The sequence below is a fragment of the Marinitoga hydrogenitolerans DSM 16785 genome, from assembly GCF_900129175.1.
Taxonomy (GTDB): domain Bacteria; phylum Thermotogota; class Thermotogae; order Petrotogales; family Petrotogaceae; genus Marinitoga; species Marinitoga hydrogenitolerans.
Genome location: NZ_FQUI01000038.1, coordinates 1 through 22289, shown reverse-complemented (window position 1 = coordinate 22289; position 22289 = coordinate 1). Strand labels below are relative to the sequence as shown.

The 22289-nt window shown below is 26.8% G+C and carries 22 protein-coding genes, 2 tRNA genes and 1 pseudogene; 3 read left to right on the top strand and 22 right to left on the bottom strand.

The annotated features are described in order from the left end of the window. The 22 genes and pseudogenes from BUA62_RS11545 to metG form a co-directional block, all read right to left on the bottom strand. Positions 1-686, bottom strand: a pseudogene (locus BUA62_RS11545) (hypothetical protein); the annotation flags it as partial. A gap of 10 nt (positions 687-696) precedes the next feature. After that, the gene (locus BUA62_RS09240; protein ID WP_072865690.1) at positions 697-1374 is read right to left on the bottom strand and encodes a hypothetical protein; all 678 of its coding nucleotides are present in this window, start codon (positions 1372-1374) and stop codon (positions 697-699) included. Between the two features lie 129 nt (positions 1375-1503). Continuing rightward, the gene (locus BUA62_RS09235) at positions 1504-3774 is read right to left on the bottom strand and encodes a POTRA domain-containing protein (protein WP_072865689.1); all 2271 of its coding nucleotides are present in this window, start codon (positions 3772-3774) and stop codon (positions 1504-1506) included. Next, positions 3774-4322, bottom strand: a complete 549-nt coding sequence (locus tag BUA62_RS09230; protein WP_072865687.1) for an ATP-binding protein — start codon at positions 4320-4322, stop codon at positions 3774-3776. The genes BUA62_RS09235 and BUA62_RS09230 overlap by 1 nt, the downstream gene beginning before the upstream one ends. Further along, on the bottom strand, positions 4319-5029 hold the full coding sequence (locus BUA62_RS09225; protein ID WP_072865685.1) for a PHP domain-containing protein: 711 nt from the start codon (positions 5027-5029) through the stop codon (positions 4319-4321). The genes BUA62_RS09230 and BUA62_RS09225 overlap by 4 nt, the downstream gene beginning before the upstream one ends. Before the next feature lies 1 nt (position 5030). Further along, positions 5031-5360 (bottom strand): DRTGG domain-containing protein, encoded by a 330-nt coding sequence (locus BUA62_RS09220; RefSeq protein WP_072865683.1) that lies wholly within the window; start codon positions 5358-5360, stop codon positions 5031-5033. Between the two features lie 16 nt (positions 5361-5376). Further along, the gene (locus BUA62_RS09215) at positions 5377-6312 is read right to left on the bottom strand and encodes a CBS domain-containing protein (RefSeq protein WP_072865681.1); all 936 of its coding nucleotides are present in this window, start codon (positions 6310-6312) and stop codon (positions 5377-5379) included. Then, complete coding sequence (locus tag BUA62_RS09210) at positions 6302-6679, bottom strand: hypothetical protein (protein ID WP_072865679.1); 378 nt, start codon at positions 6677-6679, stop codon at positions 6302-6304. The genes BUA62_RS09215 and BUA62_RS09210 overlap by 11 nt, the downstream gene beginning before the upstream one ends. Beyond that, positions 6676-7359, bottom strand: coding sequence for an FAD-dependent thymidylate synthase (thyX, locus tag BUA62_RS09205; RefSeq protein ID WP_072865677.1), 684 nt, complete (start codon positions 7357-7359; stop codon positions 6676-6678). The genes BUA62_RS09210 and thyX overlap by 4 nt, the downstream gene beginning before the upstream one ends. Next, on the bottom strand, positions 7352-8551 hold the full coding sequence (locus BUA62_RS09200; protein WP_072865675.1) for a tetratricopeptide repeat protein: 1200 nt from the start codon (positions 8549-8551) through the stop codon (positions 7352-7354). The genes thyX and BUA62_RS09200 overlap by 8 nt, the downstream gene beginning before the upstream one ends. 8 nt (positions 8552-8559) lie before the next feature. Continuing rightward, a complete protein-coding gene (locus tag BUA62_RS09195) occupies positions 8560-9942 on the bottom strand; it encodes a FapA family protein (protein ID WP_159429516.1) in 1383 nt (460 codons plus the stop codon). A 3-nt stretch (positions 9943-9945) separates the two neighbouring features. Continuing rightward, positions 9946-10356, bottom strand: coding sequence for an ATP-binding protein (locus tag BUA62_RS09190; protein ID WP_072865671.1), 411 nt, complete (start codon positions 10354-10356; stop codon positions 9946-9948). Between the two features lie 9 nt (positions 10357-10365). Beyond that, positions 10366-11163, bottom strand: a complete 798-nt coding sequence (locus BUA62_RS09185) for an epoxyqueuosine reductase QueH (protein WP_072865669.1) — start codon at positions 11161-11163, stop codon at positions 10366-10368. Continuing rightward, on the bottom strand, positions 11160-11663 hold the full coding sequence (locus tag BUA62_RS09180; protein ID WP_072865667.1) for a ComEA family DNA-binding protein: 504 nt from the start codon (positions 11661-11663) through the stop codon (positions 11160-11162). Before BUA62_RS09180 ends, BUA62_RS09185 begins: the two co-directional genes overlap by 4 nt. After that, positions 11650-12408: a hypothetical protein gene (locus BUA62_RS09175; protein ID WP_072865665.1), complete on the bottom strand. Its 759-nt coding sequence runs from the start codon at positions 12406-12408 to the stop codon at positions 11650-11652. The genes BUA62_RS09180 and BUA62_RS09175 overlap by 14 nt, the downstream gene beginning before the upstream one ends. Beyond that, positions 12405-13400, bottom strand: coding sequence for a hypothetical protein (locus BUA62_RS09170; protein ID WP_072865663.1), 996 nt, complete (start codon positions 13398-13400; stop codon positions 12405-12407). Before BUA62_RS09170 ends, BUA62_RS09175 begins: the two co-directional genes overlap by 4 nt. A 10-nt stretch (positions 13401-13410) precedes the next feature. Then, positions 13411-14379 (bottom strand): histone deacetylase family protein, encoded by a 969-nt coding sequence (locus BUA62_RS09165; RefSeq protein WP_072865661.1) that lies wholly within the window; start codon positions 14377-14379, stop codon positions 13411-13413. Continuing rightward, positions 14376-14819, bottom strand: a complete 444-nt coding sequence (gene rpiB, locus BUA62_RS09160) for a ribose 5-phosphate isomerase B (protein ID WP_072865659.1) — start codon at positions 14817-14819, stop codon at positions 14376-14378. The genes BUA62_RS09165 and rpiB overlap by 4 nt, the downstream gene beginning before the upstream one ends. Beyond that, on the bottom strand, positions 14797-15264 hold the full coding sequence (locus BUA62_RS09155; RefSeq protein WP_072865657.1) for a LexA family protein: 468 nt from the start codon (positions 15262-15264) through the stop codon (positions 14797-14799). Before BUA62_RS09155 ends, rpiB begins: the two co-directional genes overlap by 23 nt. Positions 15265-15288: 24 nt before the next feature. Next, on the bottom strand, positions 15289-15666 hold the full coding sequence (locus BUA62_RS09150) for an archease (protein WP_072865655.1): 378 nt from the start codon (positions 15664-15666) through the stop codon (positions 15289-15291). Then, positions 15659-18091: a DNA gyrase subunit A gene (gene gyrA, locus BUA62_RS09145; RefSeq protein ID WP_072865653.1), complete on the bottom strand. Its 2433-nt coding sequence runs from the start codon at positions 18089-18091 to the stop codon at positions 15659-15661. The genes BUA62_RS09150 and gyrA overlap by 8 nt, the downstream gene beginning before the upstream one ends. An 18-nt stretch (positions 18092-18109) precedes the next feature. Further along, a complete protein-coding gene (metG, locus tag BUA62_RS09140) occupies positions 18110-20056 on the bottom strand; it encodes a methionine--tRNA ligase (RefSeq protein WP_072865650.1) in 1947 nt (648 codons plus the stop codon). A gap of 192 nt (positions 20057-20248) precedes the next feature. On the opposite strand from metG, the gene BUA62_RS09135 reads away from it, so the two are divergent. From BUA62_RS09135 to BUA62_RS09125, 3 genes are all read left to right on the top strand, one after another. Continuing rightward, positions 20249-21994, top strand: a complete 1746-nt coding sequence (locus BUA62_RS09135; RefSeq protein WP_072865647.1) for a proline--tRNA ligase — start codon at positions 20249-20251, stop codon at positions 21992-21994. A 27-nt stretch (positions 21995-22021) separates the two neighbouring features. Next, positions 22022-22111, top strand: a tRNA-Ser gene (locus BUA62_RS09130). Positions 22112-22142: 31 nt separating this feature from the next. Next, a tRNA-Arg gene (locus BUA62_RS09125) sits at positions 22143-22219 on the top strand. Positions 22220-22289: the final 70 nt, after the last annotated feature.

Genomic DNA, 22289 nt, shown 5'->3' with positions numbered 1-22289 from the left:
TCTTTTACTTCTTCTTTTTCACCTTCTCTTATTTCTTCTTTATCTTTAACTTTACTCATTCCTTCTTCTTTTTTTGGTTCTGGTTTTATTTCTTCTATTATTTCTCTTAATTCTTGTATTTCTTTTTCTATCTTTTCTGGTAGTTTTTCTTTTGTGTTTATCATTTCTTTTATTATTTTGTTTGTCTTTTCTTTTATCTCTTTGATTTTTTCTCCTTTTTCTTTTGTGTTTATTCCTATTTTTATTCCCTCTTTTACTTCTATATTTTTTGTCAAATCTTTTGTTTTTTTAACTAAATTTTTCAAAGTTTTTTTAGTAATATAAGAAGACTCTGAAAATATATTTTCAGTTTTTTCTAATTTATTATTATTTTGATTTTTAGGCATTTTTATTTGGAAAGATTTTAATTGAAAGTTTCTTTCAGAAGGTTTTAAAGACTTTCCAAGGTAAATCTTTTTTATAATAAAATCAGAAGTTGTAGGAATTTGTATTTTTTTTACTTTTATATGTATAGCCTTTATAAGCTTTTGCTTATTTTCGACATTTTTACTATAATTATTTATAGTTGCATTATTTAAATATTTATAAAAATTTCTACTTTTAGAAGATTTTTCTTCTACATTGGTATTAATATTTTTATTAACTTTTCTATTAAATAGTTTTGTTACCAAAAGATTGGTAGCCATCTTTTCCCTCCTATTGACTTTTCACCTCCCCAATCTTTGAAATAACATTAGCCGCTTTAGTTGGATTAATTTGAGCTAATGCTTGAATTATTTCTGCTGCTGTATCAGAAGGAAGTATCAATAAAGCGTTAACAATTAAATCAATACTCACTTCATCTCTTGAAAGGGCTAATGCTATTTGTGCCGGAGCTGAGGAAGCGAACCACTCTGCTAATTTATTAATTCTATATTTATAATCTTCAAAAATCTTTTTCTCGTCTTCGAATTTCTTTTTTTCGGCTTCAAATTTTTGTCTTTCTATAGATAATTGATTAGACTCATTTTCTATTTGTGAAGAATATTTTTTTAATTCTTCCAATTGACTGTTAATTTGTGCTGACTTCATATCTAATTCTTTTAATCTATCTTCAATTAATTTTTCTTGTATAAGATATGCGTTTCCTATATCAAGGTATTCATATTTTAGTCTTTCCTTGAGTACAGGAATTTTTTGTAACATATATGCAACAAAACTTTTCCAATCTTTTTCAATACTAAGATTAAGAATTTTTAATCTATTAAATTCAAAATTAACATATACTAAAGCAATTATGATCAATGTTATAAAAGTCGACCAAAAAAATAACGTTAATAATCTTTTTAGTTTGCCTGGTTTCTTTTCATTATTTTTATCTTTATTTGTTGCCATATTTTTCTCACTCCTTCAATTCTTTCTTAATGTATAGTATATCAAATTTTTTTTCTTTTTTTAAGAGTTTTTTTATAAAAATAAAAGAGGCAAAAATCGCCTCTCTTATTTTACACTTACTATTTTAATTTAAAACACTGGACCAAATCCAAATGTCCATTTGAATTTGTTGTTAGTGTCAAAAACACCTTCAAATCTTATGGGACCTATCATTGGTATAGTTAATTTTACCCCTATACCATATGACCATAAATAATTATTCATCAAATTATCATTATTTGAATTTCCTATATCAAAAAAAGCATAAAGGTCAACTGGAACATTTTCTTTATTAATTTGATATTGAATTTCTGTATTGTTCAAAATCATCATATTTCCTGTTCTTATTGAAAAGTCATAACCTCTAATTGTGTACATACCTCCCAAATAGAAATCATATAAACCAAAATCATCCTTTACATAACCCGTTTTAAATCTATTTGCAAATGTAAATTTGTAATATGTTTTAAATATTTTGTTTTCTAAATAACCTCCATAATAATATTCGCTTGTATTTAATGTATTAAAACCTCCAAATAATTGTAAAGTATTATACATTCCGTTATATGGTCTAAATGGATAATCAAGCCTCGAATATGTATATCCAATTCCACTGCTAAATTGTTTATTTAATGGATATGTGTTTGGATTATATTTTGTTTCAGAATAACTAAAGTTCATATTTATATTATTAAAGTCATCTATATTATAATTAGGAGATACAGAAAAAGATACTTTATTTGATACTGTTGCAATGCCACTTATGTTTTCTTGTGGAATACCTTCATTTTCATTATACAGACCATAGCTTAATTTTGTATTAAAAGAAAATTTTGTTCCAAATAAATTTTTTACGCCATATCCTCCATTAAATATATATGTTTCTGATAACGGATTAATATTTGAAGAAATATTAAATGACTGACCATAACCCCAAGGATTCGCCCATTGTAACTCAACTTGCCCTAAAAAGCCCATATACCATGGTGCATTTTCTGGAACAGTATAAGTCAATCCTCCAATGAATTTTCCAGGCTTATTCTTTTCAGTGATGTCTACCTTAAAATCTATTTTATCTTTTTTTTGACTATAAGGATAAATATTCACTTTTTCAAAAAATCCCGTACCAGACAAAGCATAATAGGTATCCTGTATATCCTTTGTGGTTATCACATTATCAGATTTCAATTTTATTGCTGGTTTTACCAAATAATTTTTGGTTTTTTGTTCCGGATTAAATTCCACTAAAACATCTCCAACTTTATATTCCGTAATTGAATAGGTTAATACATTTGATTTGTAATCAACATTGATATCAACAAATGGATATCCAAGATTATTATAATAATCTTTTAATCCTTTGATACTATTTAAAATGTCTATATTTGATATACTTGCATTTTCTGATATATTGTCCTGCCTTAATTTATCTATTATTTCAAAATTTTTAACCTTATTATTTCCAATTATATTTACTTTATTTATTATTACTGGCTTATCTATTATCTTTTTCAACTCTCCATCTAAAACTATTACCAAATCGCCACCTGGAGTTTTTTCAATATTTAGCGGTTTTATAGAAATTTGTGTATTTTTAGAAAAATATGGAAGTTGTTGTAATGACTGAAAAATCTTTTGTATATCTTCAACTTTTGGATAAGTATCTTTAACATCTGGTCTAAATAAGAAAAACTTATTTTCCCAATCTTTTCTAAAATCGAACCCAAAAAGTTTTTTTAATTCTTCTTTATCTAATTTTTTTATTTCGCCATTTAATTCAACATCCCATAAGTCATACTCTTTTATTACATATACTAAGGTATTACTCCCCGATATTTTTTTTGAATCCACCTGTGTAGCTTCAAGACTTAATCCTTCAGAATTTAGTTTTATATTACTAAATACTTCTATATATATATATCCATTTTCGTTATAATATTTTTTTATCTCTTCTAATCCTTTTTTATATTCATTTATATTCAATGGTTTTTCTACTTCTGTATATACTTTTGTTGCTATATTTGATAAATCTAATAATTTATCTCCTAATATCTTAAATTCTACATTTCTAACAATTGGATTCAATTTAAATATAAATTTCAACTCATTTTTTTCTTCTGAATAGTTATATGAAATTGAAGAAAAATATGGATATTTCTTTTGAATTGCTTCTATTGCTAATTTTATATCAATTTCTCCCACAACTGAATTGTCTTTTATATCATATTTTGACAATACATCTTTTAATTCTTGTTCTACAAAAGAAACATTACCCTCGAAAACAACATTTTTTACATTCATTAATGCAAATATATTAATGAATAATCCAATCAATATTATGACTAAAAAAACTTTCTTCATTACAAGCCCTCCTTAATTTCTTTTTCTAAATTTACTATATATTTTTTTATTAACATCAAATCTTTTGATTTGGTTAAATCAAAGTTGTTTTTCAAATATTCAGATTCGATTTCATAACCTTCTTTTTTAAAAAATCTCGTTATTTTCCACATAAAATTTTGTTCCATATTCAAAACATTTAATATAGTATTAGGAATATCTCCTATAGGTTGACAATCAATATTCTTTAAATTAAATTGTGCAATAACTGTTGTACCTTTCATTTTTTCCGAGATTATTTTAAAATATCCATTAGTTTTCTCTACTGAATACTTTAAAAAAGATAAACCTAAACCAAATTTCTTTTTTCTTTCTTTCTTTGTAGTAAAAAATGGATCTAATGCTCTGTCTATTTCAACTTTATCCATTCCACGACCATTATCAGAAACACAAAACCTAAAATATTTTTCAGTTTCTATTATTATCAAATAACCTTTATTTCCATCTGATTTTACAGCATTTTCACATATATCTAATATATGATCACTAATAGTTTTTAATGTTGTCAAATAGGTATCACCTTTCTTTCAAAAATAGCTTTTTTAAAATTTTTAAAATCTCTAGAATTTGCTTCTATTCTGCATGATGCTCTTAATTGTTCCGGAAAATGCGCATCTGTATTAAATATAAAATTTTTAAACCCTATCTTTTGAGCATCTTCTAATTCTTTTTTATTTTTTACTTCGACACCATCTACATCAATATTTTCTGGAGAAAATCCCAAATTTGTAATCATACCGTTAAACCTAAATATATGCGCCGGGATAAATAAGGAATTATATTTTTTAGATAACATATATATTTCATTAATGGTATAAAATGATGCACTTCCTAAATATGGTGTTTCTTTTATTTTGTGAAACTCACCGTCTTTATCACATAATATTTGATACCCTAACCTTTCAGGATCGTAATTTTTAATTATAAGGCTATCTTCTATAATATTCCCAAATTCCTCTGCATCATCTATGTTTTCAAAATATATTAATATGTGAACTTCTTCTTTTGTAGTCACTTCAATACCTGGTATAACTTTAATATCTTTTTCTTTTAATATTTTTGAGTATATTCTTATATGCCTTGCTGTATTATGATCTGTTATTGATATCCAATTTGTCCCATCAAGATATTCTAAAAAAATATCTGGTGTCATAGTGATATCTGCACAAGGCGATAACACTGTATGTACATGAAAATTCCCATAAAATATTGCCATTCTATTCCTCTTTTAATTTTTTATATATTATTCCTGTTGTTTCAAAAATATCATATTTACTTTTTAACAGATTAACATCATTTTCTTTTGCCTTTTCAATTGTTTTTTCTTCATATTCAAAACCTTCAGGTATTATAATAGTATTTGCCTCAACAATTGAAGCTACTGCTACTATATTCGGGTGTGTTTGATGAGTTATTAAAATTGAAGTTGATGACATATTTCTCATAATTTCACTGAGTAAATCACCAACATATCCATTTTTTATTTCTACACTTTCATTAAAAATATAAACTCCTTTAAAATATTTTAATAATTCGGATAATTTCATATTTTCACCTCAAATTTCATTTATAAAATAACATCTCTATTATAACACCTTTTCCAACTTCAGAAATTATTGTCATCTTATCAGAAAATCTTTTCATATTAGGCAAACCCATTCCTGCACCAAACCCTTGAGCTCTTACTTCATCTGATGCGGTTGAAAACCCTTCCTGCATCGCAATCTCAACATTTTCTATACCTTTTCCATAATCTTTTATTAACAATCTTATACTATCTTCAAAATCCCAACAAAAAATCTCTCCATAAGATTCTGAATGTATCACAACATTTGCCTCTGCTTCATATGTTGCAATGGATACCTTTCTCACTAATTTTTCATCAATTTTTTTCTTTTTCAAAAAACTTTTTAACTTCGTCGCTCCAAAGCCTATTTTTTGTATATTATTATAGTCTATTTCAAAATGAAATAAAATTTTTTTATTATCCAGTATTTCACCAGTTAATCGCGACATATATTCTTCTTGATCTAAAACTTTCTTTCTTCTTTCATCATGCACATATATTGTTCCTAATTTTTCAAATAACCATGAAATAACATCATATTTAGTTACTATTCCCACAACTTTATTCTCATTGTTTACTATCGGATATCTTCCAAAATTATATTTTTGTGAAAAATCTATAAAATCCGATAATGTGTTTTCTTCATTCAACGATTTTACTTCTGTTGTCATCCATTTTGAAACAGGCTCTTCTAATCTTCCTTTTTCTAAAACTTTTATTATATCTTCTATACTAATAATTCCTATTAATTTTAATCCTTTTTTTACTACTGGAAGTCCTGATATTTTTTTTATTTTCATTATATTTTTCACTTGTTTTATAGAAGTTTCAGAGGTTACAACTATAACCGGAGAAGTCATTATTTCTCCTATTTTTGTATGCGAAAACATTCTTAATAAAGTGCTTAATAATTTATTTTGTTTATCTTTCATTCTTATCTTCCTTATCTGTTTCCATCGCATCTTTTATTCCCAAACTATATAATTTTACACAAGCGTAATACATTGAAAATTCGGTAGATAAAATTGGAATTTCACAGTCTTCTATTGATTTTAAAAATTTTTGAGGAATTATTTTTCCTCTAACGAATAAAACTGCACTTGCTTCTATAACCGAAGCAGTTGTCAACGTTTGCGGAGTAGTTAACCCTGTAATTAATAGCATATTTGGTTTTGAAAATGCTAAAAAATCACTCATTAAATCTGAAGCTCCTGCATATTCTATTTCTATATCCTCTAAATTTTTTGGCATATGTAAAACTCTTGCATTTAATTTTTTTATTAATTCTGATAATTTCATTTTAATAAATCTCCCCTATATTCAAATTTTATAAATGCCTCATATGTCCATGGTAATTTTTCTTTAAACACATTTGCTAAAGCAATTGCGTATTGTTGTATTTCCCATTGCGCATGAGAATCCGCTCTTAAATTTAAAAAGTTCATTAAACTTCTGGTATTTACTGTCCAATAAAATTGTGTATACTGACCTACTGGCAAAACAATCCTTGCCATTTCTCTTGCTACACCCATTTCTAATAATTCATTATATATTTTAAAAGTTTCGTTATATAAACCATTTATTAAACTTATAACTTTTTTAATCCTTTCATTATCATCAACTTTTATTGAACCTTGCTTATTCTTTGTATCTTGAGTTCTTATATGATTTGGAATATAAAATTCTTCTGCATATTTTGTTGTATATCTCCTTGAAATTTCGTTATAACTTCCTATTCTATGCCTCATCCATTGTCTTGCAACAAATATTGGAGTTTTAATATGAAATGTAAAGACTTGATGTTCAAATGGACTATGATGCTTGTGTTCCATAAGATAATATATTAATTTCTTATCTCTTTCTTCTGAAGACAATTCTTTTCCATATGAAACACGTGCTGATTTAACTGCTGTTCTATCATCACCCAAAATATCAATTAATTTCACGAATCCCTTATCTAAAATTTTTTTTTCACTCATCTTTTTCACCATCCTCATCGTTGTTACTATCAAGAAGCATATATTTTTCTTTTTTCTTTTTTCTTTTTTCATAATAAACCATTATACTAATAGATCCACCAACAAATAAAGTTATTGGCAAAATATAATTTATTAATACTTCTATTTTTATTTCATTTCTTAAATCCCTGAGAGCTTTCATTGCATCTTCTGACATATTTGGATTTATTGTTATAGCTTTATTTAATGCAATTCTTGCTAATGACTTGTATTTTTCACGATCAACTTCTAACATTGCTAAAGCCCATTTAGACAAAACCCTTGCATTTTCTGAATTATAATTTAAAGCTTTTTTATAATAATTCATTTTTTGAACATTAGTATCAGTGTAATCACCTAGTAATTCATAACTTAAAAATAATATTTTAGAATTTCTTGTATTAGGCATTATCTTATCTATTATTATTTGTTTTGCAAAATTTTTATCGTTAATTTCAAAAAAATGTTTTGAAATTAATAGTAATATATTTTCTTTAACTTCTGGATTCTTTACATAACTTTTAGATATTTCATCAAAAATTTGCTCATCTTCTTTATCTTTTTCCATTTGACTTGATATTGTCAAAAATGATTCTACTATTTTTTTGTTATCTGGAAATTTCAAAACCCCGTCTTTTATAATCTTATAAGAAGTCTCTTTATCGCCATATAGATTAGATTTATATAAAAAATTTGCTTTATAAAAAACAGTTAATGGGGTATCCCCCATTATTTTTTCTATATATTGAAATTCATTTAATATCTCTTTTGCTAATTTTGGATCTCCTGTAATTAACCATTGTTTATAGTTAAATTCCAATAGCAAAATTTTTATTATAAGTGAATTCGGATATTTCATCTCTATTTCTTTTAATTTTTTTATTGGCTCAATAGTTGTTTGAGGAGTCAACGATGACATTATATCAAAAATCTTTTTCTCTTCAATATTTAATGAATTATCGTATTTTACCCTTAGTTGGTTTGCAGACCTTAAATATCCACTATAACCCGTTTCAAAATATTTTTTTATATAACCAAAAATTTTTATATTTACCTTTTCGGAATTTATCATCTTATCTACATCAAATTTGCTTGCATAAAATTCTCCAATTGTCTCAGCAAAAATCATCATAGAAAAAATTATCATTGTTAGAATTATAAATTTCCCTTTCATATTTTCACCTATTTTCCTTCAACATAACCATAAAGTTTTATTTTATCTTCAACATTCATAACCTGAACTTTACTAATTGCGTTTTCTGGCATTAATACCTTATTGTTTACTCTTATTATTACTCCTGGATAAAGCATTTTCCTTGCAATAACGACTCCTGAACTCTTTGATTCTTCTATCATTTTCTTCAATTGAAGGATTCTTTTTCTATTTTTTTCAACTTTGCTTTTTAAATTTGTAGCCTTTTCTATTAATTTCTTTAAGTATAAAACTTTTTCATTTTTTACTTTCATTTGTTTTATCTTTTTTAAAAGAGAATTGATTTGAGGAGTTATTGCCTTTAATTCCACAGTATCTTTTTTTGTAATTTCAATTAAATTTTTGTATTCTTCATACAACTTTGGATCAACTCCAACCTCTATCTCAGTACTTACCCCCATTGGACTTCCTAAGTAATATGCTTCTACTTTTTTTAATGCTTTAATATGCCCACCCACAATTCTACTATTATACCCATCTAAAATTACTTCCTTTGCTGAAATCACCTTACAATTAATCATCGATTTATCAATCTCTATTTTTTCTTCTGCTTCTAATATGGCATTTTCAGCAAATTTAGCTATTATATTTTTCGCTTTAATATACCCTTTATTTCCACCTTTTATACCATTCGTTTTTACTGTCTTTTTTGAAAAAACTTTTGCTAACTCTATCTCACCATATATTTCAATATCTCCATCTGCTTCAACTACAAAGTCCGGTCGAACTGAACCACGAATCAACACTTTTCCTGGAAACCTGACATTGCCTGTATTAAAATCAATATCTCCATTAATTTCATAAATTTCTTCAATGCTAATATATATTGTCCCATTTATATCTTTCTTTATTATTAATTCTCCTGACGAAGTAGCTATGATATTCCCTTCTTCATCTTTTTCAACATTTTTTTCTAAAATAACCTTCGCTGGATTTCCTGGTAACCCTGGAATTTTCTGACCAAATACATCTTTCCCTGGTTCTCCCAATTTTGGTGGATATATAATTCCTATTTTCTCACCTAAATTTACGGTAATAATATTTTTTGCAAATTCCCTAAAATCTATCTTCTCATTGTTTTTCACTTTTTCTTTTTTTTCTTCTAATTTGAATAATTCCACATAACCATTTTCTCCTTTTTTTGGCATTGTTGCTTCTGCCACTACTATTGATTCATTATAAGTCGGGTTTAAAGCTAAACTTCTTAAAATATCGTATTTTATACCATGAATTATACCTGCTGATTGAAGAGCACTCAATAGCTCTCCATCTGTTGGAATTCGCCCATCATATATTAATGTCATATACGCTTTCAACTTATCATCTGTCACCTTTATTTTAGTTATAGCCATCATTCATTCCTCCAAACTTTTTTTTAAAATCAGCAAATTTCCCTCCTCATTAATATTTTTCCACATCATTTCATCAAAAACCTGATTTATTATATGAACACCAAGACCATGATCTTTAACATCATCTAAATCTCGTGATTTAATTCTTTCTTTATCGATTTTTTCACCAAAATCTCGTATAGAAACTTTAAAAAATTTTTTTTCTATCTCAAATTTTATTATTATCTTTTTTTGTTCATCAAATTTATAAGTATGTTCAATTACATTTGCAACAGCTTCATTTAATGCCAATTCCATAAAAAAAATTTGCTCTTCATTATCAAATTCATTTAAACGCAAAAAATATTTCATAGCTTCACGTAGGATTTTTATGTATTTTGTTTTGCTTAATATTTCTATTTTTATACTTTCCATAATATCCCCCTATATAATGATAAATTTCGATTTCCAATTACCAATCTTATTTCTTCCATTTTTTATATTTAGATCTTCTGCTATCTCTTTTCTAATTAAAATGATTTTGGGTTTTAGATCTTTTAAAATATCTAATCCAAATTTATATAAATATTTTGGAGATATATCTTCTGGTATTTTTAATAAATCCTTATTCATTAAATTTAAAAAATTAAAATTCAGTTTTTCGGATAATCTTTTCTTTCTATTTTCAAAGGATTTTCTCCTTAATTTTTCAGCTTCTATTAATGAAAACTCACATCCACAATATTGTTGTCTATATATTCCGTTTACTTTGCAAAACTTTGCTCCTTCTGATATAGCATTATTTGCTCTGAAATTTTCATAATAAAATTCTATATTATATTTTCTCTTTAAATTTTCAGCTATTTTTAATATGTCTTCGTGCTTTTTTCTGGGACTTGAAATCAATGTTGTCGAAAAAATTTCATAACCTTTTTTTTTAGCTTCAATTGCCGATTTCTCCATTCTCAAATACATACACTGATAACATCTGCTTTTTTCATCATTTACATTTACTTTACTCATTACATCTAGAAATTCACTATATTCATTTTCAACCAAAATTTCCTCAAAATTCCATCTCTTCTTTAACTTTAAATATGCTTGATACCTTTTTTCGTATTCTTCATATGGATAAATATTTGGATTATAAAAAAATGTCGTATATTCTATATTCTTTTTTTTCAATTTTTTATGCGCTAAAACCAAATCAGGTGCACAACAAACATGTAAAAATATTTTCAAAATTCCACAACTCCCTTTATTTGATTTATCTGAGAATTGCTTAAACCAACTTTTCTTAATTCTTCAAGATTCTTAATTTTTTTTACTTTACGATAATTAATAATCTTTTCTACCGTTTTAGGACCTATCCCAGGTAAATCCTCTAATTCATTTCGTAAAGCTGTATTTATATTTATTTTCTTACTTTCAGTTAATGTATAAACACTTTTTGACAAATAAAAATATTTTTTGATTTTTAAAAAAGTCTTTTCTCCAATACCAGAAATATTCTTTAAATCTTCTATTGACGAGAATCCATACTTTTCTTCATATTCTTTTATATCTTCAGCTTTTTTTATTCCAATACCTGGTATTTTTATAAGTTCTTCTATAGTAAAATTTGATAAATCTATCTTTTTGTACTCTTCATTTTGTACATTTTTATTATCAGTATTATTAACATAAACAAGTATTGATATTATTATTAAAATAATTATAATAATAATACTATTTTTCTTCATTCTTTTTATTCCCAATCAAATTAAAACTTTTTAAAAATCTATCTTTTACACTTAATCCCGTAAGCTGTAAAATTCTATCTTCATCTATTTTTTCAGAATACTTTTTTGCTTCATTTATATCAGCAAATAATCCTGAACATATGGCAAAATAGCTTTTACCACTGTTTTGAAATCTATCCTTATATACAAAGACTGGTAATCCTGCATTACGTAGCGTAAGTGCTGTAAAAAATGCATTCTCTTCTGTCAAATATAATCTTAATTGGACTGTAAAAACTTTTTGAACATCAGAATTTAATGTTTCCGAATAAAAAGAATATAAATCAGTTGCAATTTTTGTTAAAAAATATTCTTTTTCATGTTCTAAAGAGTTAATACTCTGAAAAAATACATCTTTCCCATTTAACAATGTCACTCCACCTATTTCATTATTTTGAAAACTACTTTTTGATTTTTTTATTAAATAAAATAAATCTATTTTTTCTCTTTCTATAATACCTTTTGGTTTTATATTAAGAAATTTTTCTATTTCTTTAAAATCCACATAAATTTTTTCTTTAAAGTCTTGATTCACTTCATTATCAAATTGAGTAACTTCCTTTAATTCGTTTATTTTAACTTCTAAATTTCTTATTTTATATTTTAAATACAGTGTGTAGGAGGTTACTATAGCTAATATCATTGGAATTATTATTAATAATGAAGTTATAAAAATCAAACCCCAATCTTTTTGCTTCCGTATCACAAAAATCCACCTCTAAAATACTCTTTCACTTCTTTTATTACTGTTTTCAATTCATCATAAGGAATTTTATATTCTATAAGTTTTCCTGAAGAAGTAAAAAGTAAAAATTTATTTTTACAGTAAAAATTTTTAATATCTATATTTTTAACAAGTTTATATGAAATATCAAAATTATCTAGCATTTCTTTTTCGATCTTTTCAAATGTTTCAAAATTCAGGAATCCATAATACCATGAAATATATAACTCAATTATAAAACTTATAGCAAAAATTTGAGAATAATTTTTATCAAATCCCGCTTGTTTATTATAAAATAAACTCATAACATTTTCACCAGGAAAAATTTTATTTTCATTCTTTATATAATATATCCATTGTTTTGAAGAATAAAAAACAAAATCTTGTAGGTCTATATTTGAAAAGTTCATCTTCGAATAATTCAAAGCTAAATCCGAAATTTTAGAGTTCAATATTTTGCCAATTATATAAGGCACAACAAACATATTTCTAAAATCTTTTTCAGGCAATGATTCAAAAAATTTTGTATCTATCTTAATTTGAGAAGGATAACCTTTTTGAGTTAAAAAATCCTTTTTCCAATTAAAATTCAAATAATATTTGCCTTTAATTGGTAACATTATAGCAGAATTAAGTGTAGTTGGAAAAAAATAATAATTTTCTATACCAATATTTTCTAAAACATATCCTGAAAAATCTAAAACACTATATCCACCAAAAACATGCACTGAATTTATTTCATATTCGGAAAGTTTCAGTATTAAAGTTAAATATTTATCCAAACTTTTTAAATTTTCATTGCCTAATAATGCAATTGAATTATTTAAATTCATTTTATTTATTAATTCCACTTTTTTATCAAAAATTATATAGTTATTATATTTTTTTTCATTAATATATTTTTTGAAATAATTATACCCAACAGAGATCTCAATATTTTGAGATTCTCCTATTTCAAAAAAAATCTTTTTCAAAGTATTCACCTCAAATTATCAAACCATCAAATAAATTAGCTATTATTTTTTCAGTAGATTGAGAATTAAAACCACTTTCTTGAATTATTAATTTAGGGATATTTAAATATGAAATCATCTCTCCCATATCTTTATAATCTTCATCTTCTAGATTAAATGTTGTTGTTAAATCATCTTTATGCGTATTAGAACCAAAAGAAATTATGAGAAAATCGGGATCAAAATCCTCAATTTCCAATAAAGCTTTTTCTAAAACACGTAAATATATTCGACCATTAATGTCATCTTTTAAAGCAAAGTTGACGTTATATCCTTTCCCTTCATTTTCACCTATTTCCCATTCAAATCCGGAAATATATGGATAATGGTTTGAAGGATTACCATGAATACTAACAGTTAAAACTGTATTATCATTATAAAAAACATCTTGTGTTCCGTTTCCTGCATAAAAATCCAAATCTAAAACGGCTACATAAATATCTCCAGTTTTTTGAAGATACCTTGTTGCTAAAGCTGCATTATTAAAGTAAGATCCTCCTCCACAATAATTAATACCAGCATGGTGTCCAGGAGGCCTTGAACATGAATATATAAGGTCTTCTCCTTCCAATAACAAAGATGCACCTGTTAAAGCGCATTTCGCACTTATCCAGGCCATTTCAAATGTATTCTTGCTAATTGGTGTCTTAGTGTCCATACACATATCATATCCAAAAACTCGTGGAAAATATTCTTGATTATTTTCTAATGTATACTGTTTTTCTTTCAACCAACTCACATAATCTGATGAATGAACAAAATACAAATAGGATCTTGGAAAATCTTTCGAGCTAACTATAATATTTCCATATTTCAATTGTATAATTTCCTTTATTCTTTCTATTCTTCCTGGTTTATCTCGATTTTCAACCATATTAAAACCATTTAATTCATTTTTAGGTGAATAAAAAACATGCCTGGGATCATATACAACTCTCATAAATTTTCCTCCATTTCGGAAATAAGGTTTATCCTTTTTTCGTGTCTCCCTCCTTCAAAAGGGGTATTTAAAAATGTATCAACTGTCCATTCTGCAAGTTCAAATCCCATAGTTCTTCCACCAAGAACTAAGACATTAGCATTATTATGTTGTCTTGCTAACTCTGCCATTTTTGGATAATACGCCAAAGTAGCTCTTATTCCTTTGACTTTGTTTGCTGCAATAGACATACCTAATCCCGTCCCACACATTAATATACCATAATCGACTTCTTTATTTGCAACTTTTTCACTTACTTTTTTTGCATATATTGGATAGTCCACCCTATCTTCAGAATAAGGCCCTTCATCAATAACCTCTATCCCTTTATTTTCTAGATATTTTTTTAAATGTTCTTTCATTTTATAGGCTGCATGATCAGAACCAATAGCTATTTTCATCTATCATCACCTCTTTTATATTTATTGTTCCTAAAACATTTGAATCTCTATCAAGAATTAATAGTGTATTTTTCTTATAATTTTTAAAATCACTTTTTAATATAATATTTAAAATATTCTCTGAACCTATTAACTTAATTCCAAAAATACATTTTATATAAAATGGTTTATTATATAACACTATTTTTCCATCTTCACCATATTCACCATTTATCTCTATAATACCAAAATCTTTTTTATTCAAAACCTTAATTCCTCTAGAATTACCAGATAATTCTATATAACCTTTTTTTTCTAACGCCTTCAAATGAGCATGTATAGTTGAAACACTTTTTAATTCAAAATATTCCCTTATTTCTCTCATTGATGGCGGATAACCTTTTATCTGAATATAAAAATTGATATATTCTAATATTTTCTTTTGCTTTTCGGTAATATTTTTCATATAACTGCCTCCGGCAGATAGAAATTAAATATCAAAAATAATTCTCAATAAAATATTATTTTCATTTTGTATTATTTTTGGATATGCTACAGCTTTTATCTCAATATTATTTTTTAAATTGATTATTTTAGAAAAATAAATTTTTAAATTTTTTTGTATTATTTCTACTTTTGATGGAAATAGACCTTCATATACTTTGTTTAAAGAATAATTTCCTATATCAAATATTATATCGTCTATTTCTTTTGAATTTATATTATATATATATTCTCTCTCCATCCCACCAACAATCGGGTTAAATACTTTATTAAATGCATCAAATAAATCTTCTGTTATCTCTACAATATTTTCTCCTTTTAATTCAAACATTATATCTGCAGAATGATTTAGTTCCTTACTCATCTTCTTCAACCACCACAGCAGCATCAGCTACAGTATCTTCTTTATCTAATCTAATGGCTCTAACGCCTATAGCATATCTACTTAATTTTGAAATTGTTGAAACTTCTTCTCTAATTGCTTTACCTAATTTCGTAAATACAATAATATGACTATCTTCATCAACAGTTAACGCCTTTACAATATCGCCTATACGGGAAGTCCCCTTAACACATTTAAGACCAATTCCACCCCTGTTTTGTATTCTAAAGTCTTCAAAATTTACACGTTTAGCAAAACCATATTCTGTAATTAACAGCATACTTTTCTTTTCATCAACTTTTACAGCATTAACTACATTATCATTTTCTCTTAATTTTATAGATCTTACTCCTGAAGCTGTCCTTCCCATTGTCCTAACATCTGATACTTTAAATCTTAAACTCATACCTTTCTTACTAATTACTAACACTTCATCATCAACTTCAACAATTAGTGCATCGATTACCATATCATCTTCTCTAATAGTTATGGCTTTTAGTCCATTTTTTCTAATATTTGAAAATGCACTTAAAGGTGTCCTTTTTACCACACCATTCTTTGTAAATAACATAATATATTTATTTTCAATATCTTTTTCATTCTCTATAGGAATTATTGTTTTTATTTTTTCATCATTATCCAGATACAAATATGTACTTATATGTTTACCTTTTGTTTCTTTAGTACTTTTCTCAATATTATATGCATGCAATTCAAATGCTTTACCTTTAGATGTTACAAATAACAATCTTGATAAACTATTCGTTTGTAAAACCTGGATTATAAAATCATTATCTGATTTTTTAATCGCTTTAGAGCCTTTCCCACCCCTATTTTGAACTTTATATTCATCACTACTCATTGATTTTATATAACCCCATTGAGTTAACACTATAACTAAATCTTCCTCTTCAATATTATCCATATCTTCTATTTTAGATCCTTGATTTGTTATTTTTGTTCTTCTTTCATCTCCAAATTTTTCTTTTATTTCTTTTAATTCTTGTTTTATAATCTCGAGCATTTTTTCTTTATTACTTAAAATTTCCATGGCTTCTTTTATTTTTTTGGTTAATTCTGCATATTCTTTTTCTAATTTTTGACCTTCCAATTTCGATAAACTTATTAATCTCATGTCAACAATTGCATTAGCCTGTTCTTTAGTTACATTGATTATCTCCATTAAACTATTAACCGCTTCCTCTCTTCCTTCTGATTGTCTGATAATCTCTATAACAGACTCTATACCTTCTGAAGCTTTCATTAAACCTTCAACAATATGAGATCTTTTTCTTGCTTTATCTAATTCATATTGAGTTCTTCTTGTAACTACATCAATTCTATGTTCTATAAATGCTTCTAATATTTCCTTTAAATTCATTACTCTTGGTTTTCTTTTATCTATAACAGTCATTTGAACTGCAAATGATATTTGCAATGATGTATGTTTCAACAATTGATTTATAATTCTTTGAGGATTTACATTTTTCTTTAATTCAATAACAACACGAATACCTTCTTTATCAGATTCATCTCTAATATTTTTAATTCCTACATCCTTTTTATTTTCTTTTTGTTTTGTCACATAATTTGCTATTTGAGTTATCAAATCTGATTTTGGAACTCCATATGGGATTTCTTTTATAACTATACTCATTCCACTTTTATTTTCTTCTAACTCATATTTTGATCTTATATGAAAAGATCCTCTTCCCGTTTCATAAATTTCTTTTAATTTATTTCCATCAACAATTATGCCCCCTGTTGGTAGATCTGGACCTTTAATATGTTTCATTAGATCTTCTATTGAAGATTCTGGATTATCAATTAATTGATTTATACCATCAACTAATTCTTTTAAATTATGTGCTGGAATATTTGTCGCCATACCTACAGCAATCCCATTTACACCATTCATTAATAAATTTGGTAGTCTTGTAGGTAAAACTAATGGTTCTTTTAAAGAACCATCAAAATTATCCATCATTTCTACTGTGTTTTTATCTATATCCATTAACATATATTCCGCTAATTCATGCATTTTAGCTTCTGTATATCTCATAGCTGCAGGAGGATCTCTATCAATAGATCCAAAATTCCCTTGACCAATTACCAATGGATATCTCAAACTAAATGGTTGAGCCATTCTAACTAACGCATCATATATTGCAGCATCACCATGAGGGTGGTACTTACCCATAACCTCTCCAACTATACGAGCACATTTTTTATATGCTGCTGTATGCCTTAAATTAAGTTCATCCATTGAATATAATATTCTTCTTTGAACAGGCTTCAAACCATCTCTAACATCAGGAATAGCCCTGCTTGTAATTACACTAAGAGAATATAATAGATATGACTCTTTTAATTCCTGTTCAAATGATCTATTTAAAATTTCACTCATTAAAATTTACCTCCTAAATTACGAAATTTTAGCTCCAGGTTCAATATCTCCATCTACTGTTAAGAGAACTAATTTGTCTTTTATTTTTGCTGCTAAAAGCATACCATGTGACTCAACACCCATTAATTTAGCAGGCTTTAAATTAGCTACTACTATTATCTTTTTACCAACAAGTCTTTCTGGTTCATAATGATTTGCTATTCCTGCAACAATTTGTCTTTTACCTAATTCGCCTAAATCCAATTGTAATTTAATCAATTTTCTTGACTTTTTTACTTTCTCTGCTTCTAAAATTTCTGCAACTCTTAAATCTACATTTTTAAAATAGTCTATATCAATCAAAACATTTTCTATTATTTCTTCATTGTTCTTTTTTTCTTCCATTTGATTTTCCTCCCTTTTCATAATAATAACTTTCTTCCAATTTTTTACATCTATTCTTTTAAATATAGGATCTCCAATATTTATTTTATTACCCACAGGTAATAATCCAATCCTTATATTTTTATCTTTTATATAATTTTCCGGATTTTCAATTGATAATTTTCCTAATATTTTCATGGTTGTCTCAGGCATAATTGGTGAAATTAATAAAGCTATTATCCTTATAGAATCCATTAAATTATACATAACTGTTGCCAATCTGGCCTTTTTAGACTCATCTTTCCCTAATAACCACGGTTCAGTTAAATCTATATATTTATTAGTAAATCTTACTAATTCCCATAAACTTTCTAATGCATGTGTAAATAAATATTTGTCCATATAATTCTCATATTTTTCTATAGTTGAATTGATTAAGTTAAACAATTGTTCATCAACATCTTCTTTTATATCTGGTTCTGGTATTATACCTTCAAAATATTTATTCACCATAGTTAATGTTCGATGAACTAAATTACTTAAATCATTCACTAAATCAGAATTATATCTTGTAATAAGATTATCTTCTGAAAAATCTCCATCTTTTCCAAAAACTATATCTCTCATTAAATAGTACCTGATTACATCATTACCATATGCATTTACTAAAACTCTTGGATCAATTGCATTTCCTAAAGATTTTGATATTTTTTCACCATTAACAGTTAACCACCCATGTGCAAATATTTTTTTAGGAAGAGGAAGTCCCACAGACATAAGCATAGCAGGCCATATTAATGAATGAAATCTGTTAATTTCCTTTCCTATTAGATGTAAATCAGCAGGCCAATATTTCTCAAATAACTCCATATTTTCAGGATATCCTAATGCACTAACATAATTTATTAAAGCATCAACCCATACATAGATAACATGTTTAGGGTCATTAGGCATCGGAACTCCCCAATCAAATGTTGTTCTTGTTATACTTAAGTCTTTTAATCCACTCTCTAATATTTTCAACATTTCATTTTTTCTAAATTCTGGTTCAACGAAACTCGGATTTTCTTCAAAATATTTTTTCAATGGCTCATTATATTTAGAAAGTTTAAAAAAGTAATTTTCTTCTTCTACCCAATTAACTTCTCTACCACATGACGGACATATTTTTTTCCTTTCTTTTTCTTCTATTTCATCGTTAGTCCAATATGTTTCACAAGGAACACAATACCATCCTTCATATTTTCCTTTATATATATCTCCATTTTTTAACATTTTTTCAACAAAGAATTGCACTGTTTTCATATGTTGATCATCTGTTGTTCTAACAAAATAATCATTCGTTATTTTTAATTCTTGCCATAAAGTCTTAAATTTACCAGCTAATTCGTCACACAATTTTTGAGGATCTATTCCTTTAGCTTTTGCCGCCTGTAAGATTTTCTGTCCATGTTCATCTGTTCCAGTTAAATAAAAAACATCAAATTCTCTCATTCTTTTATATCTTGAAATTATATCTCCAACAATAGTTGTATAGCTAGAACCAATATGAGGTTCGGCATTAACATAATAAATTGGTGTAGTTACATAAAATTTTTTCATTTTTCTTCCTCCAATCTTCTTTCTTATTTTATTATATTATATCATATATACCACTTCATATAATTAAGAAGATTTTAAAATTTCAGTCATATTTTTGTTTTCCCTTCATATTTTTTTTACCATTAAACGTTGTTTTATTTAAAATAATATGTTAAAATATTGAAAACAAAGTTTATTAAGGAGGTATTGAAAATGCGAATGTCAAAATATTATGCACCTACATTGAAAGAAGTTCCAAATGATACTGAAATAAAAAGTCATGAGTTATTAATAAGAGGTGGGTTTATTAGAAAAACTGCTTCCGGTGTTTATACTTACTTACCATTAGGAACAAAAGTATTAAAAAAAATCGAGAATATCGTTCGTGAAGAAATGGAAAATATTGGTTCTCAAGAAATACTAATGCCAATAATTCAGCCTGCTGAAATTTGGCAAAAAAGCGGCAGATGGGATGATTATGGTCCAGAAATGATGAAACTCAAAGATAGACACGACAGAGATTTTACCTTAGGTCCTACTCATGAAGAAATGATTACCACCATCATAAAAAACGAGTTGAGGTCATATAAACAATTACCTATATCTTTATTCCAAATTGCAAATAAATATAGAGATGAAATTAGACCTAGATTTGGCGTTTTAAGAGCCCGAGAATTCATTATGAAAGACGCTTATTCTTTTCATGACTCTGAAGAATCTTTAAATGAAACTTATGAAAAATTTTATAAAGCATATGAAAATATATTAGAACGATTAGGTGTTGATTATTTAGTTGTAGAAGCAGATACTGGAGCTATCGGCGGAAGTAATTCACACGAATTTCAAATTAAAGCTGAATATGGCGAAAGCACCATATATTATTGTGATTGCGGATATGCCGCAACAGATGAAAGAGCTGAATCTAATGTTGTTTTTGATACCACAAACGAAAAAGAAAACAATATTAATAAGGTTGATACTCCAAATGTAAAAACGATTGATGATGTTGCTACTTTTTTAAAAACGGACAAAAATAAAATTGTTAAATCTTTATTATTCAAAAGTCGTGAAGGTTGGGTTTTAGCCTTAATTAGAGGTGATTATGAATTAAATATTGCTAAACTCAAAACATTTTTAAGCGATCAAACATTAACTCTTGGAGAACCTGATGAGATTTATAAAACATTTGGTGTTGAAATAGGCTTTATTGGTCCAGTTGGCATCAAAAATGTTAAAATAATAGCTGATCATAGCATTAAAAATATGAAAAATTTTGTTGTTGGCGGAATGGAAAAAGACAAACATTACATAAACGTTAATCTAAACAGAGATTTTAAAATAGATTATTTTGCCGATATTCGTATGGTTTCAAAAGGCGAACCATGCCCAAAATGCGGCGATCCATTAAAAGAAATCAAAGGTATAGAAGTTGGACAGGTTTTCAAACTAGGAACAAAATACTCAGAAAAATTGAATGCTTATTATACAGCAGAAAATGGAAAAACAAAACCATTTATCATGGGATGTTATGGTTGGGGTGTTTCAAGAACTTTAGGAGCTATTGTTGAACAATTACATGATGATTATGGAATGATATGGCCTAGAAATATTGCACCATTTGAAATAGTTATTATCCCTGTTTCAACGAAACAAAAAGAATTAGTGGATAAAGCAGAAGAAATTTACAATCTATTAAAGGATAAATATGATGTTTTATACGATGACAGAGATGCTTCTCCTGGTTTCAAATTCAAAGATGCCGACCTTATTGGCATTCCATTAAAAGTTGTCTTAGGTAAAAAAATGAAAAATGGAAAAGTCGAAATAAAATTAAGATATGAGAAAAATTCTCAAGAAGTTGATATTTCTAAATCTTACGACGATTTATTAAAAAAGATTGAACAAAAATTAAACGAATACGACCCAAAAATTTACTTTAATTCTATTGACAAAGACTAATCTTCATGTTATAATAATCATTGCGTCGGAGAGGTGGCCGAGTGGCCGAAGGCGCTTGCCTGCTAAGCAAGTGAGGGTTATTACCCTCCGTGGGTTCAAATCCCACCCTCTCCGCCATTTTTTTTACCTATTTTATACTTTATAATATGTGCCCGTGGCTCAATTGGATAGAGCATTGGACTGCGGATCCAAAGGTTGCTGGTTCAAATCCAGTCGGGCACACCAAACAAAGAGGAGGTTAATTTAACCTCCTCTTTGTTTTTACCACACATATTTATCTTTTAATATTTCTTTT